At 45.9% G+C, this 15282-nt stretch carries 18 protein-coding genes and 1 other annotated feature; of the genes, 10 read left to right on the top strand and 8 right to left on the bottom strand.

Annotated features, from left to right (window positions below):
- Nucleotides 1–158: 158 nt before the first annotated feature.
- Nucleotides 159–1334, top strand: a complete 1176-nt coding sequence (locus C161_RS23980) for an MFS transporter (RefSeq protein WP_036673303.1) — start codon at nt 159–161, stop codon at nt 1332–1334.
- A 525-nt stretch (nt 1335–1859) separates the two neighbouring features.
- Nucleotides 1860–2207 carry a toprim domain-containing protein gene (locus C161_RS23975; protein WP_036605733.1) on the top strand — a complete coding sequence of 116 codons (348 nt, stop codon included), beginning with the start codon at nt 1860–1862 and terminating at the stop codon, nt 2205–2207.
- Nucleotides 2208–2282: 75 nt separating this feature from the next.
- On the opposite strand, the gene C161_RS23970 is transcribed toward C161_RS23975, so the two are convergent.
- Nucleotides 2283–2894 (bottom strand): SCO family protein, encoded by a 612-nt coding sequence (locus C161_RS23970; protein ID WP_036673300.1) that lies wholly within the window; start codon nt 2892–2894, stop codon nt 2283–2285.
- 424 nt (nt 2895–3318) lie between these two features.
- Between C161_RS23970 and C161_RS23965 the strand changes: the two genes are divergently transcribed.
- Nucleotides 3319–4299, top strand: coding sequence for a metal-dependent hydrolase (locus C161_RS23965; RefSeq protein WP_036605731.1), 981 nt, complete (start codon nt 3319–3321; stop codon nt 4297–4299).
- 116 nt (nt 4300–4415) lie between these two features.
- Here the strand turns inward: C161_RS23965 and C161_RS23960 are convergent, their stop codons facing one another.
- On the bottom strand, nt 4416–4634 hold the full coding sequence (locus C161_RS23960) for an alpha/beta-type small acid-soluble spore protein (RefSeq protein WP_024634589.1): 219 nt from the start codon (nt 4632–4634) through the stop codon (nt 4416–4418).
- Nucleotides 4635–4754: 120 nt separating this feature from the next.
- On the opposite strand from C161_RS23960, the gene C161_RS23955 reads away from it, so the two are divergent.
- Entirely contained in the window at nt 4755–4955 is a 201-nt protein-coding gene (locus C161_RS23955) for a hypothetical protein (protein WP_017692385.1), read from the top strand.
- A gap of 115 nt (nt 4956–5070) precedes the next feature.
- On the opposite strand, the gene trpS is transcribed toward C161_RS23955, so the two are convergent.
- Nucleotides 5071–6063 (bottom strand): tryptophan--tRNA ligase, encoded by a 993-nt coding sequence (gene trpS / locus C161_RS23950; RefSeq protein WP_036605729.1) that lies wholly within the window; start codon nt 6061–6063, stop codon nt 5071–5073.
- 74 nt (nt 6064–6137) lie between these two features.
- Nucleotides 6138–6406, bottom strand: a binding site (T-box leader).
- Nucleotides 6407–6651: 245 nt separating this feature from the next.
- Between trpS and C161_RS23945 the strand changes: the two genes are divergently transcribed.
- Nucleotides 6652–7626, top strand: coding sequence for an aldose 1-epimerase (locus C161_RS23945; protein WP_036673298.1), 975 nt, complete (start codon nt 6652–6654; stop codon nt 7624–7626).
- 205 nt (nt 7627–7831) lie between these two features.
- Entirely contained in the window at nt 7832–8065 is a 234-nt protein-coding gene (locus C161_RS23940) for an alpha/beta-type small acid-soluble spore protein (RefSeq protein WP_047841310.1), read from the top strand.
- Between the two features lie 85 nt (nt 8066–8150).
- Here C161_RS23940 and C161_RS23935 read toward each other — a convergent pair whose 3' ends face one another.
- Nucleotides 8151–8561 carry a hypothetical protein gene (locus C161_RS23935; RefSeq protein WP_017692381.1) on the bottom strand — a complete coding sequence of 137 codons (411 nt, stop codon included), beginning with the start codon at nt 8559–8561 and terminating at the stop codon, nt 8151–8153.
- A gap of 288 nt (nt 8562–8849) precedes the next feature.
- Nucleotides 8850–10649, bottom strand: coding sequence for a M3 family oligoendopeptidase (locus C161_RS23930; protein WP_036673297.1), 1800 nt, complete (start codon nt 10647–10649; stop codon nt 8850–8852).
- Between the two features lie 339 nt (nt 10650–10988).
- Here C161_RS23930 and C161_RS32080 point away from each other — a divergent pair, with 339 nt between their 5' ends.
- Together C161_RS32080 and C161_RS23925 are read left to right on the top strand one after the other, a co-directional pair.
- Nucleotides 10989–11159, top strand: coding sequence for a YycC family protein (locus tag C161_RS32080; protein ID WP_017692379.1), 171 nt, complete (start codon nt 10989–10991; stop codon nt 11157–11159).
- The gene (locus C161_RS23925; RefSeq protein WP_017692378.1) at nt 11156–11389 is read left to right on the top strand and encodes a hypothetical protein; all 234 of its coding nucleotides are present in this window, start codon (nt 11156–11158) and stop codon (nt 11387–11389) included. Before C161_RS32080 ends, C161_RS23925 begins: the two co-directional genes overlap by 4 nt.
- Nucleotides 11390–11401: 12 nt before the next feature.
- On the opposite strand, the gene C161_RS23920 is transcribed toward C161_RS23925, so the two are convergent.
- From C161_RS23920 to C161_RS32465, 3 genes are all read right to left on the bottom strand, one after another.
- Nucleotides 11402–12133 carry a DUF2225 domain-containing protein gene (locus C161_RS23920; protein ID WP_036673296.1) on the bottom strand — a complete coding sequence of 244 codons (732 nt, stop codon included), beginning with the start codon at nt 12131–12133 and terminating at the stop codon, nt 11402–11404.
- A 43-nt stretch (nt 12134–12176) separates the two neighbouring features.
- Nucleotides 12177–12554, bottom strand: a complete 378-nt coding sequence (locus C161_RS23915) for a globin domain-containing protein (protein WP_036605723.1) — start codon at nt 12552–12554, stop codon at nt 12177–12179.
- 244 nt (nt 12555–12798) lie between these two features.
- On the bottom strand, nt 12799–12963 hold the full coding sequence (locus tag C161_RS32465; RefSeq protein ID WP_155984997.1) for a hypothetical protein: 165 nt from the start codon (nt 12961–12963) through the stop codon (nt 12799–12801).
- Nucleotides 12964–13115: 152 nt separating this feature from the next.
- On the opposite strand from C161_RS32465, the gene ylbJ reads away from it, so the two are divergent.
- Together ylbJ and C161_RS23905 are read left to right on the top strand one after the other, a co-directional pair.
- The gene (ylbJ, locus tag C161_RS23910) at nt 13116–14369 is read left to right on the top strand and encodes a sporulation integral membrane protein YlbJ (protein WP_036673294.1); all 1254 of its coding nucleotides are present in this window, start codon (nt 13116–13118) and stop codon (nt 14367–14369) included.
- 104 nt (nt 14370–14473) lie between these two features.
- Entirely contained in the window at nt 14474–15277 is an 804-nt protein-coding gene (locus C161_RS23905) for an NAD kinase (RefSeq protein WP_036673293.1), read from the top strand.
- Nucleotides 15278–15282: the final 5 nt, after the last annotated feature.

Raw genomic sequence — 15282 nt, 5'->3', positions numbered from 1 at the left:
CGAAGCTGCTGTCAGCTAAGCCCTCTCCCTTAAAAATAAACGGTCTAAGTTCGTCCCGCCGGGCGTACAAGTAGTACCATGAGGTTCTGCCGGGCGAACGGGGAACACGTTCAAGACCTGTAGTTTGAACATGCATCGCTTAACAAGGAGGGGCTTATGTGAAAACGGCCATCTGGCTATACCTGTTTTTGTTCCTTGCCGTATTTGATTTGCACGCCCAGTATCCCATTCTGACCCCTTTTGCCATCTCGCTGGGAGCCGCCCCTACTTTCATTGGCTGGATGATGGGCATCTATTCCTTAACACATCTTCCTGGCAATCTGATTGCTGGAACACAAATCGATAAACATGGCAGTCGCCGCTACATTGTATTCAGTCTGCTCGGTGCAGGATTCATCCTGCTCTTACAAGCCTATGTCCAAACACCATGGCAATTGCTGGCGCTGCGTTCCATCAGCGGGTTTGTGCTGGCCTTCCTGTCTCCTGCATGTCTCGCCCTGCTTGCACAGTTATCCAGCGATCCGGTGAAACAAGGGAAGTATATGTCGGGTCACGGGGTAGTGCATACCCTTGCATCTGTCGTATCACCAGCAGCCGGTGCGATCATTGTGGGTTCCATGGGATTCTCTGCTACATTCTCAGGTTTGGGCTATCTGCTTATTCTCACAGGTGTCATTGCTTTCATGACGATGCCCCGCGGCATCATCAAGCAGCAGGAGAGAGTAACTGAACCTGCCAAAGCTGACGTTTCACCAGTAGATGCCACAAGTGCATTCCTGCCGGTGTCCTGGCGATACTTTGCCTTGCCTCTGGTGATTGCCTGTGCCCAAGGGATTCTCTTCTTCGAATTACCCCTGCGGGGCGGAGGACAATCGTCCATCATGTCTACCGGACTGCTGTTCTCTATAATCAGTATTGGGGCACTCTTCACACTCAGCATGTTATTCCTCAACCGGTATTCCCCCAAACTGCGTCTGGTTGCGGGCGTGCTGTTAATGTCCTTGTGTTTTTTTGTGATGGCAGCCATTCCGCAAGTTCCGTTGTCTACTGTATTATTTGTACTTGGGATGTCCAAAGGCATCATCTTTCCAGCTATGGCAACCCTATTTATCCGTCTGAGCGGAGGAAGCAAGTTGGGCCGCATTTTCTCGTTGCAATCCATTGCCACCTCCATCGGCTCTTTCATCGGCCCCATCACAGCCGGGCAACTTCGTGTTGGGTTATCACCCTATTTCATCGCGTTTCTTTTGTTAATGATTGGTATGTTGCTGCTTCCATACTATACATCCAGACGCGAAGCTTCCCTGTCCGATCCGAAAAGTATATTGAATTAAATTCCGATCAGACTCTGTGTCCTTACCGTAATGACATCAATTAGGCCAGTATTTTCATTAGCTTTGCATCATTCCCCCATTTACAGCTAAACTATATAAAATGGACTAACGTTTTACACGTTAATAAAAGCTAACTGGGAAATCTATCTTTTACAATCACCGAAGGTTTTATCTTATTGAAGATCATTAAGGTTGAACAATTAGCCAAAAGTAGTGAAGGGGACGGAATCGATTTTGAAGAAGCGGTAGCGTTCGCCTTTGTCTCCAAATATTAACTTTATAAAAGCAAATCAGAAATATATGGAGACAACAGCGATCGGAAGAACGATCCGTAACCGGAACGGCCACTAAAGCTATTACTGACCTAATGATGCATTTATGAAATAAGACCTCAAACTTGATGTGTTGTTCTATCCAGTTAGCAGTCGTGTAAAGAAAGGAGTCCATTTTATATAATCAGTCGATTTTCGCTGCAACATTTCCCGGGGAATGTCGACATAAGCTCTCGAACAAGAGGTGAATATCATGCCTATTCATGTCATTGTGGAAGGTAAGAATGACCGAAGCAAACTGAAACGTCTGGTTGGACCCGAAATCAACATTCTATGTACGTTTGGAACACTTAATTCCCTCAAGTTGGAGACCCTGCGCAAGCAAGTCGGTTACGATGAAGTCTTTTTATTTATGGATAATGACAGTTCCGGCAAAAAAATTAGAGGTGTCCTTCGGGATGCTTTCCCGGATGCAGTACAGATGTATACACGACGAGGATATGCGGGTGTGGAAGGAACACCTGATGAGTATATCATTGCCCAGCTGGAGAAAGCCGGGTTAGAGACATACATCCAATACCCTGAACATCCTTCCTATTAAAATGAAATACCAGAAGGCTGCCTTTGGGTTGATATCCAACCTGAAGGCAGCCTTTACAATATGAGTATCAGATGATTATTCCTTAATCAGATTGCGAATATCCTCGGCAATGACAGCTGGCACAACGTCCTCTGTATTAAATGCATTATATACCTTGCGCAGCTGGTTGTTCTCATCCACCAGACCAATCATATTCATATGGGCAAAATCATCCTTACTCTCCCCATCGATCAGGATCTGGAATGATTCCTTGGCCAACTGTTTTGTTTTGTCCATATCCCCTCGTAAGAAGTACCATCCGGAATAATCCGCGTGGAAACGGTCCGCAAACGTCTTAATCTTCTCTCTTGTATCGACTTTCGGGTCGAATGAAATAGATACAAATGAGACATCTTTACCAAAGGTGTCGTCCTCTTTCAACAGATCCTGCACCTGGGATAACGTAAACGTCGTAATCGGGCAGACATCCGGACAACTGGTGAAATAAAAGTAGAACAATCGGACTTTCCCTTGCGTATCCTCCAGTGATACCGTACTGCCATCTACATTTTCCATGGAAAAGGATTGGATTTCACGAATCTCGGGTAATTTTTCCTTACTGGCAAATACGGTGCCCCACATCAGATACACAGCCATTATCAGTGCGAGCCCGAGCAGCATCCATGTCCATTTGTACTTTTTCAGCATCTTCCTCGTCCCTTCTGCATCTTCTCTTATGAATACGCATACATATGTGAATCCAAAATCACGTTCTTTTCGCTTTATCCATCTACTGTGACATATGTATTCAAAGAAACCTACTTTTTATGAGATTCTATATTATTGTAACGGTTTTAAGGAACAATGCCCATAAATATTTATGTAATATAACCGACCCCGCATTGTCTGCCGCATTTTTTCTCAGTATTCGATATAAAGTTTATCATAGGAAATGCCAAAATAGTTTGACAAACTACGTACATTTATTGGGTATAGCACAGGAAATTGTCATAACTTTGAAATTAGGGATGTTTTGCATCCTGACAAACGGATATTATACACTATATATGGGTATCACCTAGATAGAGAAGTAATATGCCTTAGAACGATATACCACACAAAGGAGACGTTTATGGATACCTCTACACATTTTGTCATGGGGATTGGTCTAGCCGGTCTGGCTTATGTCGATCCTGTCGTCGCGGCGAGTCCCATGCTTGCAGCTGCGGTAATGGTTGGCACGATCGCCGGTTCTCAGGCCCCGGACATTGATACTGCGTTACGTCTCAAAAGCAACTCGCTTTACATTCGGAATCATCGGGGTTTGTCACACTCTCTGCCATTTCTCCTGTTATGGGTTTTGCTCATCACCGGCGTCATTGCATTGATATTCCCTGGTGTCCCTATTGGACACGTTGCCACGTGGACCGCTGTGGCCGTAGGCTTTCATGTATTCACCGATCTGTTCAACACCTATGGAACCCAAGCCGCCCGGCCTTTTACGGAACGCTGGATCGCCTGGAACATCATTCATATTTTTGATCCGTTTCTATTCACTACACATGTCATAGCTATCCTGTTATGGGCCTTTGATCTGATCGCCCCTGCACCACTCTTCGTTACGTTGTATAGTTTGACCGGTTTATATTATATATGGCGAACGATTGCTCGTGCACAAGCGGTCAGAAAAGTCAGACGTCTCGACAACAGCCCAGAGCAGGCAAGATACATCGTCATTCCAACGATATCCTGGAACCGCTGGCATGTGGTTAAACGAGTTGAGGACGGCAGTTATGTGATCGGTAAAATGGATGGTTCTAATCTGGTATGGAGTCTGCACGCTTCGTCTTCTACTCATGCGGCCGTTGCTGCTTCACGCAAATCACCGGAAGTCAGTGCCTTCCTCTATTTCACCTCCTATGCGGTGGCAGAGGTTGAAGAACTGCCTGCCGGTTACAAGGTCCGTTGGGCAGATGTACGTTATCGACACCGGAAACAATATCCATTTGTCGCTGTGATTGTGATGGATCGGAATTTTGAAACGATTGATACCTATGTAGGCTGGTTAAGCGATGAGAAAATGGATAAAAAACTTTTGTCTGCACGCCCTTGACGAAGTGAGCATGGCAAGGCACAATCAGACATAGGAACTGATACGCGAGAAAGCCCGGAGCGTTTCCGCTCCGGGCTTTCTGTTTATCCTGTTTTGTTGCTGTTGGTTAAAATAAATTATTTGCCAGACCCAGCCAGAGACTGCTCAGCGATTTGTACCAGACGTTTGGTGATATATCCACCCAAAGATCCTGTTTCACGGGAAGTGTAGTTACCATAGTAACCGTCTTGTGGGATAGTTACACCCAGTTCCTGTGCAGCCTCCATTTTCAATTGTTGCAATGCTGAATTTGCCTGAGGTACCACCAAGTTGTTAGAACGAGATCCTTGAGCCATATTTATAATCTCCCTTCAATCTGTGTCTGTAATGTAATTGCAAGCTTGCAAGATTATTATGGCTCGTAGGCTACAGGTTATACGGAGTTTTACTAAATTTGTATATGGAGGTTTTTCCCAATGAGTAAAGGCTTGTCTTTATGGTTCGCATTCTCTTCGATTATCTTGTTAACGGTTTCAGCAATTATGATCTCCTACTCCGGTTGGTTTGCTGCACTACTGTTTGTCCTGTCCATTGCCAACATTGGCTGGGGATTTGTGATTCGCGCCAAAAAAGAACGTCAGGAAGTTCGCTCGGCTGCTTCAGAGCCCACTTCTTGAGCAGGTCATTTGATAGTTCAATAATGAACGCATGAATAAAGAGGAGTCCTTCAATAGGGCTCCTCTTTATTTATGTTAACTATTCATTGCATGAAATGAAGATCTTTGTTCAGGACTACTGTTTACGTCTCGGAACAAATCCCATACGTTCTTTAACTGCATCCAACGTTTGAGCAGCAACTTCTTCTGCACGACGGGCTGACGTATCCAGAACATCCGCCAATTCGCCAGACTCACGAATCTCATTATATCGTTGTTGCAGCGGTTCAATCACAGATACAACCACTTCAGCCAGTTCCTTTTTGAACGGACCATACATCTTGCCTTCATAACGCTCAGCTACTTCCTTAAGCGTCATACCTGCACATTCAGCATAAATACTCATCAGATTGCTGACTTCCGGTTTGTTTGCCGGATCATATACGACTTCACGTCCCGAATCTGTAGTGGCACGGCTGATTTTTTTGCGAATCACATCCGGCGGATCCAGCAGGGCAATATAGCTGCCAGCGTTAGGGTTACTTTTGCTCATTTTCGAAGAGGCATCATCAAGTGACATTACCCGTGCACCCACCTGCGGAATATACGGATCTGGAATGGTGAAGTACTCCCCATAACGGTGGTTAAAACGTCCTGCCAGATCACGTGTCAGTTCCAGATGCTGCTTCTGGTCCTCACCTACTGGTACAAGGTCAGCATTGTATAACAAAATATCAGCCGCCATTAATGATGGATACACAAACAGTCCGGCACCAACGGAATCTTTACCGGATGATTTATCCTTAAACTGAGTCATGCGTTCAAGCTCACCCATGGAGGTCAGCGTTGTCATCAACCAGCCCAATTCCGCGTGCTGCGGTACATGGGATTGCAGAAATACGTTAGACTTCGACGGATCAATACCTGCTGCAATAAACAGTGCGGCTACCGCTTCAGACTGTTCACGCAATGCTGCTGGCTCCTGAGCCACGGTGATGGCGTGAAGATCAACCACCATGAAATGACATTGATAGTCATGCTGGAGTTTTACAAAATTTTTGATTGCACCAATATAGTTGCCCAATGTGAGCTTACCGCTTGGCTGAATACCTGAAAGTACTGTTTTCATTACACATAACGCCTCCCTGATTGTATATAAAAAACTCCTGCCATTCTCTGCGAACGCAAAAAGGCCCCACATCCGCAAGGGACGTGAGACCGTGGTGCCACCCTTATTCGCTTTTCTTCGATTGCTCCTGACCCTGAAATCAAGTCAAGCTGAAGAAATGCCTTCATTGTTCCGTAACGTGGATTATACGGCAGACTCTAGTGGGGCAAGCCCATCTCTGGCTTAACCTGTTCAAACCTACACTCAAGGGTCCATTCGGTAAAGAGCTCACACCGGTTCACATCAACCACCGGCTTTCTGGAGAGGATTCTCTTGGCCTACTTATCCCTGTCATCGATTTCATGTCATTTAATTCTAATAAATGCTTTCAGAGTTCCATCTTAATGCGCACAGGCGTGAATGTCAAAATGAGTTGAACTTTTTTACCCGAGACATCAAAATCTGTTATGATGGAATTGCTTATCCTGTTGCCTACTTCACACGAAATAGCGCAGGAAATAGCTGGCATGTACACAACGACACGCCTGCAGCAGTAGCTTCATCACAACTGCTTGCAGACAGATTTCAAGTGGGAAAAGGAGCATCGATATGAAACAAGTGACCAAAGGCCAATGGAATGGTTACGACACGTATATCCTACATAGCCGTGAATTGGAAATCACCCTGCTGCCGCGTCTTGGAAATAATATTATTTCTATTCGCGATTTAGTGCAGGACAGAGATGTCGTCCGCCGTCCGGATGAAGACGATCTTGCCTTTTATCTGCAGAAGCCGTACCATTTTGGCGTTCCTCTCCTGATTCCACCAGGGCGCATTCATCGTGGACAATTCGAATATGAAGGCGTTCGTTACCAGTTTGATCAGAACACGGCGAATGACAACCATATTCACGGTCTCCACCGTACCCAATCCTGGTGTGTCAGTGACATTGAGGAAGATGAAGACGGCTGTGCAATTACGACTGAATTACTGACCGAAAATGAAGAGCATTGGATGGCCCAATTCCCGATTCCCCTAAAACTTGAGATGACGTTCAGTCTGCAAAACGCTGTATTTAGCCAACGTCTGCGAGTCACCAATCTGAGCTCAACGCCTGCTCCTTTTGGGATGGGATATCATACATGGTTTTTGTTAGACGGCAAACCTGCCGACTGGACACTGCAACTGCCTGTTTCCGGAATATACGGACAGAATGAAGAACAACTACCGACAGGTGAACTGGAATCCCTGGGTGAATGGTCTGCTCTGAACGAAGGCATCAATTTGCAGGGACGTAACTGGGATACCCTGTTGAAAGCTACCGAAGGTGAACCGGCTACGGCTTACTTACGCAGGCAAGATGGATATACATTGAAATATTCAGCAGATGAAGCATTTTTCAAACATTGGGTTCTCTTTACCAAAGGTGAATCCGATCAGTTCTTGTGCATTGAACCGTACACTTGGCTCCCGGATGCACCTAATTTGGCTTTATCGGATGAACAAACCGGGTTGATTCGCTTGGAACCGGAACAGCCTGTTGAGTTATTTACACGTATTGAGGTTATACCTCCTACAGACTAAGCGAGCTGATCATGCTCTATTTTGCTTTTACGCATATCACCCTATATTTTGATATCCAAATACAACTTGCCGACCCGCATTGGGTCGGCTTTTTTATGTGTCCTGTGCACTGATTGTTATCCATATTTTTCCTTACGCCATATCATGTATATTTCCGTATTCTCTAACCATACTAACATCACCAACCCATAAGGAGGTGACACATATGTACGGAAGTCAAAACCAAGGTAGCGGTAGCCGCTCCAACAACCTGGTCGTTCCCCAAGCAACAGCAGCATTGCAACAATTGAAAATTGAAGCTGCTCAAGAGCTGGGTGTAACTATTCCACAAGATGGTTACTACGGTAACTATACTTCCCGTGAGACAGGTTCTCTGGGTGGATACATCACTAAACGTCTGGTGCAAATCGCTGAGCAGCAATTATCGGGTCGTTCGTAAGCTCGTAATTATTGCTTGAGCCTAAGCAGAATTCAAAAGTAAAAGCGGCCTTCTTCGGAAGTGCCGCTTTCTCTTGTGCAACTAATTAGGAGGTCGACTCCATATCTGAATCCTTGTATGTATTGGTTCTAGGGTAACGAATCATCAGGCTCGCCATATTGTAATTAGACTCCATCGTTGCATCTACCAAAATCATACCTTGTCTTACTGTGAAGTCGTACGATATTTCGCCATGCGTCCAATTACGTTTGAATTTCAACGTCTCCAGAGCCATTGCCCGGAAAGAAGTTCTCTGGGTTTCGTTTAGCCCCCCTTCCTCCACATCCATCTGCCCATCTCGTCCAGCTATCGGATTATGTCGAATACCGAATTTCCCAATTACGTTGTTTCGTATTTGCACAAAAACTACCCCTGAATCTAACCCTGATAACTCATTATCAAGTTCTTTGAATACCAGATCCAACTGTCTCGCTAATGAAAGCTCATCAATTTTCATATTAACACTCTCCTTATATGCTTATAGTCCTATACAGCAAGGACTTACGACTCATTATATGACATCATATGTGCTCATTCAACAAAGAAAGGCAAAGTTGGGTATTTCTAACTATGATTTGCACAATTAATTGCCATTCCGCTCCCTTAAACTGAGCTTTTTCAATTAATTACGACAAAATCTTCGAGAATCAAAAATGAGGATTCTGTACAAAAAAAGGCTGCAATCCTGTGTCTGTTAACACGGAATTGCAGCCTTTTCATATATATTCAACCTATTATATTCAACCTATTTTTCGGTTGCTGTCATCTGCAGAAACTGCTCAATATCGGCAATAACCAAGTCCGCAGCATTTTGCCAGAATTCCGGTTGTGTCAGGTCCGTACCCAGATGTTTCTGAGCAAGTTCTTCGACCGTCATACGCCCTGTATCCCGCAACAAATCATCGTATTTATCTGCAAATGCCGTTCCTTCTTGCTGTGCTCTCGCATAGATTCCCGCACTGAACATATAACCGAACGTGTATGGGAAATTATAGAATGGCACACCCGTCAGATAGAAATGCAGTTTGGATGCCCAGAAATGAGGATGATCTGATGCAAGTACACCGCAGAACGCTTCCTGCTGCGCCTCCACCATTAATTTGGATAATTCATCCGCGTTGACCAGACCTTTTTTGCGTTGTTCATAGAAACGATTCTCAAACAGGAACCGGGCATGGATGTTCATAAAGAAAGCCACACTTCGCTGTATCTTGTCTTCCAGCAAAGCCAGCTTCTCTTGCTCATCTGTTGCCGCCTGCACCAGGGCATCTGCTACAATCAGTTCAGCAAACGTGGACGCTGTCTCAGCCACATTCATCGCATAACGTTGATTCAATGCAGGCAACTCTTCCATAATGTGTTGATGATATCCATGCCCAAGTTCATGCGCAAGAGTCGACACATTAGATGGTGTCCCGGAGAAGGTCATGAAAATTCGGGTTGCTTTGCTAAGTGGCAAAGACGTACAGAATCCGCCTGGACGCTTGCCAGGACGGTCTTCTGCTTCGATCCAGCGTTTCTCAAAAGCCATCTCTGCAAACGAGGAAAGTTTAGGACTGAACTTGGCAAATTGTTCAACAATATTGATGGCTGCCTCATCGTAAGTGATTTTGCCACTTGATTTACCTACAGGTGCATCTACGTCGCTCCAGCTGAGCTTGTCTACCCCCAGCAGTTCTGCCTTGCGCTCCAGATATTGAACAAGTGCAGGTTTGGCACCATTAATCACATCCCACATCGTATCCAATGTCTGACGTGACATCCGGTTGATGGCCAGAGGTTCTTTGAGGATATCATCCCAGCCACGTTTCTCATATAACTTCAGACGGAATCCCGCGAGATGATTCAGCGTGTCAGCACAGAAATCTTCGACATCAGTCCAAGCTTGCTCCCAGTTTGCGAATACCGTCTCGCGTACATTCCGATCACTATCGCTCAGCTTGTTGGCAGCCTGTCCTGCGGAGAGCATCACCGTTTCCCCATCTTGCTCAAATGGAATGTTCACCTTGCTGACAATCGTGTTATAGAATTTGCCCCAACCATGGTAACCATCCACACCCAGATCCAGTGCAAGGCCTTCCAGTTCAGGCGACAGCTTCTCACGAGCCAGCGTGCGACTCTCGTTCAGTACAAATGCCAGCGGCTGAATATCTTCCCGAGCAATCCAAGCGTCCCACACCGAATCCGATGTCTGACTGAGTGTATTATCAAACTTCGATTTGCTGCCGTTCAGCATCGCACCAAGGGAACTGATGGCGCCTTGAAGCTGCGTTGCCTTTTTGTCCTTCTGGTTTTGCGATGAGAGGCAGGATACAAACGCAGATCCTTCCGATATGCGGATATAACAGCTTTGCAGTAGTTCCAAAATCGGATCAAATGCAGCCGTCTCTTCTAATGAAGTCGGTGCATCTGTTTCGTTCAACAGATGTTGCAGTTTACGTACATCCTCTTCCAGTTCAATCAGATACGTAGCAAATGTCTCGGAGGAAGAACCTCCACTAAAAATGGACTCCAGATCCCATACGGGGTGTAATGGCGTTTTCATTTAATAAGGCACCTCTCTCTATAAATTGGATGGTTAGGATTGAATTAAAAACTGGTTTTCTGTCAGCCATATCTCTATACTAGAGAAATAGCTACAGAGGTTGTTCAAAAAGTCCACTTTTGATTACGAATCATGCCTAACGGCATCATCAGCATCGAAGTTGAAATTCAGCCGAAATAAGCGGATGCTTACGAAGGTTGTTTCCTTTGGAAACAATGTAGTTGCTCACGTAGTTTGCCTACGCTCCGCTACTCCATTTCTAGCTTCATTCCATCTTCTCGGTACTGAAAACCAGACTTTTTAAACATGTATTCATAGTAACTTTCAGGAGGTAAACGTATGAAACCTTTACAAGTATCGGCTGATACAGCCGTCAAATTAGCAGAATCCTTGGGCGTACCTTTGGAGCACCTGATGCACATGCCCCAACATATCCTGATGCAGAAGATTGCGGAACTCGCCAAACAAGAAGCCTCCAAACCTTCCGCACCAGAAGGCGAACAAGAATGATTCCGTTTGAGAACAGCTGGCCTTACGATATTGTGATGGGAGACATCTATGTACAGCAATGTCCCTACTGTCATGCAAGCAACGTGCTGCTCCCCCTCAAACCCAAAGAGCTTGTGCTCATTCGCGAAGGCAAAAAGAAATTACTGGTCTTTCCCTGCTGTAATACAAGCATGACCGTGATCGACAACGACAGTGACTATTTGTTATCTAGCCGTCCTGTCCGTAACTAATGTAAGATTAACCTAGAGGGGGCTGCGCTTTGCAGCCTCTTTGTCTGTTTCCAGCATCTCTTCAGGGAGTTCCAACTTACTTGAAATCATCTGCTCACGCAGCACGGCCCACTGTTCCCTTGAAGCACGAATCATGGCCGCATCTGTGATCCGCTTGTCATGAATGACCTTGCTGAACCATTGCACTGCTTCATTAAACCGTCCTACCCTGCGGTTCAATTCCCCGAGCAAATACAACAGTTTGGCTTCATTGCCACCCGTTCCTTCACGTTCGAACACCTTCACATAGGCTTCCAGGCTAAATTCAAGAAAACGATGTTCCTGTGCATGGTCCTCCATATAACGATACAACCAAGCTATATGATGCAGCAGACCAGCGACGACACGATCTTTCTCCCGGATAACCTGTGCGCACAGCAAGGCAAGCTTGTACGTTGCCAACGCCTGTTCCATTGTTCGTGCTCCGCTATAATCACGTTTAACCCAGCGGTTACCGATCTGTTCCTTAAAAGCCTTGCGCTGAGCATCATTTAAATGCTCCGTTGCGTTCTCCGTCGTGGCAAACCCGCACTGCGGACAGATGCGTACCACATAAAAATCTGGATTCTCCAGCTTGTAGTAAGCACAAAAATCCGAATCCGTCCGGTAGGGCCTTTTCAAACTCGGTCTTACCCGTGAGGTTTCATACTCGGTTTCGCAATAATGGCAGGTCACTTTCACCTTATACAGTGGCTCTAATTCCAATCTCTTCCATCCCTCTCCCGTACGCTTATAATCATATTCGGATCTACGGTGTATTCACAAAATGATGTGCAGGCCCGGATAAACGCTGTAGGATAAACGAATGCAAGGGCTCCTCCACACCAATCTGTGTTAAGGCTTGATCCATACATGCAAGCCACGCCTCAGCCCGTTCAACCGTCACTTCAAAATGCATATGACGGGCACGCATCATCGGATGTCCAAACGCCTCGGAAAACAGCCCTGGTCCTCCAAAAAACTGAGACAAAAACATATACTGCTTGTCGATGACCGGCTGAATATCTTCCGGGAAAAGCGGAGCCAGCTGCTCATTCTGCTGAACGATCGGATAGAAAGCCTCGACCAGTGCGCGAACACCTTTCTCACCGCCAAGATTGTCATAAATACTCAAACTGGGATTCATTCGTCTGATTCCCCTTTCTGATGTCGAATTTTGCCATATATTACACGTTCCGTGAACATTGTGAAAACAGTAACAATATCCAGGCCACAAAAGCCTTTATCTCCATTCTATCAAAAAAAAACAAAAAGTCCTATATAACATGAAATCATCAGGACATGTAACCTGCCATCTGTATATAGGACCTTATTCGAAACATAACACAAAAAAAGCGCCAACCGCTTGGGTTGGCGCACTAGATATTTCATTAATAACTCCGCCAGTCCTCTTCCTCAGAGCGTACCAGCGAGGCACGTATCACATATACAAAAGCACAGACCAGGATTCCGGTGACAAGACTCATGATCATCACTCCATCCGAATTGAATTCCACCTTGGAGACAATTAGGTGACGTTCAGGCGTTTTTCTCATTTTAGCACACATCACTCAAAAACACAGCCACTTTTGCAAGCGCTTTCTACGTATAATTTTGTACTGTTTGTCCACTTTTTTTCATATATTGATGGCAATAACATCACAGACTTCCGCACACCGACCATTCCAAATATAAAGGAGAAGAATTCATGGCTGCTTCACAACGACTCACCCATGTCCTGGTCACAATCGCTCTCCTGATCCTTTGTGTGTTAATGGTCTTGTATCCAGCGGAAACCTGGCATGCAGGTGTACGTGGACTGTCCATCTGGTGGGACGTATTGTTTCCCTCCCTTTTTCCTTTTTTGGTGCTGTCCGAGCTGCTGCTCGGCTTTGGCATTGTTCATTTTCTAGGTACCTTGCTAAATCCACTGATGCGCCCATTGTTTCGTGTTCCCGGAAGCGGTGGTTTTGTATTTGCCGTGAGCTGTGCATCCGGTTATCCTACAGGGGCGAAACTGACCGCTCAGTTATGGGAACAAAAGCTGGTTACCCGGGAAGAAGGAGAACGGCTCGTTGCCTTCACTACATCATCCGATCCGATCTTCATGATTGGAGCGGTATCGGTTGGATTCTTCCATAATGTCGCCATTGCTCCAGTATTGGTTGCGAGCCATTACGCTGCAGCTTTTCTGGTGGGTATGCTCATGCGTTTTCACGGGGGTACAGCAAAAGGCTCACACCCAGACAGTTCTTCTGGATCTCCATCGGAGGGGATACCTAGAAACAGACTGGTCCGGGCCATCTATGCGATGCATGAAGCAAGAAAAGCTGACGGACGGGCATTCGGTGAACTGCTGCGCCAGGCAGTCTCCTCATCCCTTCGCCTTATTATTATCGTAGGAGGGCTGGTTGTATTCTTCTCGGTCATGATGGAGCTACTTGTCCAGACCGGTTGGCTTGGCGGATTATACGGGATAACCGAGCAATTGTTACGACATAGCGGACTGCCTCCATCCTTATCTCCTAGCTTGGTCGGTGGGCTGTTTGAAGTAACGCTGGGGAACAAAGAGGCTGGGGGTGCCGGGGCATCCATCCCACTCGTCTATAAAGTAGCAGCAGCAGCCTTTGTTCTCTCTTGGGGGGGATTATCCGTCCATGCACAGATTATGAGTGTTCTTAGCAACACACCCATGAGATACGGTCCATTTCTATTTGCCAGAGCAATCCATGCGCTAATCGCACCTATGCTGGTCCTGCTGTTGTGGACACCCCTGATGGGGCGTTCCTCTTCACCCGTTCTCATGGAGCCCGGTTTCATCCCATCGTTATCAACGTATACACCGGACTGGGGACTGATTTTCTTATCCGGAATGATTGTTTTTGTAAGCCTCATCGTGTTGTTGTTATTCCTTGCGATATTAAGTTCCATTCTCAAGCCTAGACGACATGCCAATAAATAAGTCAACGATTCTTCTATATTTAACTGAATATGCGCTCAAACGTTGTGTTCTTCCGCGGAATTGATTATCATCGGTAGTATAATGACCACAAAGGAGCTTTCATCTTGAGATACTATGTTCAAGACCGCGGAGACCAGTTATCGATTGATCTCAGTCAGCAGTTTCACGCGCTGGCGAAGGAAGAAGGGTTCAAGCTGGATGCAGAATCGCCGGAGATTGTTATCTCCATCGGGGGCGATGGTACGATGCTACAGGCATTTCACAATTTCATCGACCGTATTCCGGATATTGCTTTTGTTGGGGTTCATACAGGCCATCTCGGCTTTTACGCCGATTGGAAGAAGGAAGAATTACGGGAGTTAGTCAGGCTGATGAGTGGCAAGGGAGATCCGGAGCGTCTCAAACCACGTATTGTACAATATCCACTCTTGGAGCTTGAGATTCGTAAAAAGTCGGGGAATTCCTCTTACATCGCCCTTAATGAATTTACGTTAAAAGGTGTAGACGGTACCGTCGTAGCCCAGGTCGATATTAACGATGTGACATTTGAGATGTTCCGTGGGGATGGCATCTGTGTATCCACGCCATCAGGCAGCACGGCATACAACAAGGCCCTTGGCGGTGCCATGGTTCATCCAACCATCGAGGCGATTCAGATTGCGGAGATTGCATCGATTAATAACCGGGTCTATCGTACACTTGGTTCACCGGTTATTTTGCCCAAGCATCATCATTGTGATATTTTCTCCCGCAAGGATCAGCGGTTATTGATGACGATTGATCATGTGAATGTGATGGTGGAGGATCTGATCTCTGTCCGTTGTCAGGTATCCAGTCACAAGGTCAGTTTCGCACGTTTCCGCCCTTATCCATTCTGGAACCGGGTTCGCACGGCATTTCTTGACTAAAATAA

The organism is Paenibacillus sp. FSL R5-192 (assembly GCF_000517845.1).
Classification (GTDB): domain Bacteria; phylum Bacillota; class Bacilli; order Paenibacillales; family Paenibacillaceae; genus Paenibacillus; species Paenibacillus amylolyticus.
This window is presented reverse-complemented; position numbering and strand designations above follow the sequence as displayed.

Bases quoted from the DNA above. Each gene is read 5' to 3' on its own strand.
- C161_RS23975 (WP_036605733.1), top strand. From the start codon at position 1,860: ATGCCTATTCATGTCATTGTGGAAGGTAAGAATGACCGAAGCAAACTG.
- C161_RS23970 (WP_036673300.1), bottom strand. From the start codon at position 2,894: ATGCTGAAAAAGTACAAATGGACATGGATGCTGCTCGGGCTCGCACTG.
- C161_RS23965 (WP_036605731.1), top strand. From the start codon at position 3,319: ATGGATACCTCTACACATTTTGTCATGGGGATTGGTCTAGCCGGTCTG.
- C161_RS23960 (WP_024634589.1), bottom strand. From the start codon at position 4,634: ATGGCTCAAGGATCTCGTTCTAACAACTTGGTGGTACCTCAGGCAAAT.
- C161_RS23955 (WP_017692385.1), top strand. From the start codon at position 4,755: ATGAGTAAAGGCTTGTCTTTATGGTTCGCATTCTCTTCGATTATCTTG.
- trpS (WP_036605729.1), bottom strand. From the start codon at position 6,063: ATGAAAACAGTACTTTCAGGTATTCAGCCAAGCGGTAAGCTCACATTG.
- C161_RS23945 (WP_036673298.1), top strand. From the start codon at position 6,652: ATGAAACAAGTGACCAAAGGCCAATGGAATGGTTACGACACGTATATC.
- C161_RS23940 (WP_047841310.1), top strand. From the start codon at position 7,832: ATGTACGGAAGTCAAAACCAAGGTAGCGGTAGCCGCTCCAACAACCTG.
- C161_RS23935 (WP_017692381.1), bottom strand. From the start codon at position 8,561: ATGAAAATTGATGAGCTTTCATTAGCGAGACAGTTGGATCTGGTATTC.
- C161_RS23930 (WP_036673297.1), bottom strand. From the start codon at position 10,649: ATGAAAACGCCATTACACCCCGTATGGGATCTGGAGTCCATTTTTAGT.
- C161_RS32080 (WP_017692379.1), top strand. From the start codon at position 10,989: ATGAAACCTTTACAAGTATCGGCTGATACAGCCGTCAAATTAGCAGAA.
- C161_RS23925 (WP_017692378.1), top strand. From the start codon at position 11,156: ATGATTCCGTTTGAGAACAGCTGGCCTTACGATATTGTGATGGGAGAC.
- C161_RS23915 (WP_036605723.1), bottom strand. From the start codon at position 12,554: ATGAATCCCAGTTTGAGTATTTATGACAATCTTGGCGGTGAGAAAGGT.
- C161_RS32465 (WP_155984997.1), bottom strand. From the start codon at position 12,963: ATGAGAAAAACGCCTGAACGTCACCTAATTGTCTCCAAGGTGGAATTC.
- ylbJ (WP_036673294.1), top strand. From the start codon at position 13,116: ATGGCTGCTTCACAACGACTCACCCATGTCCTGGTCACAATCGCTCTC.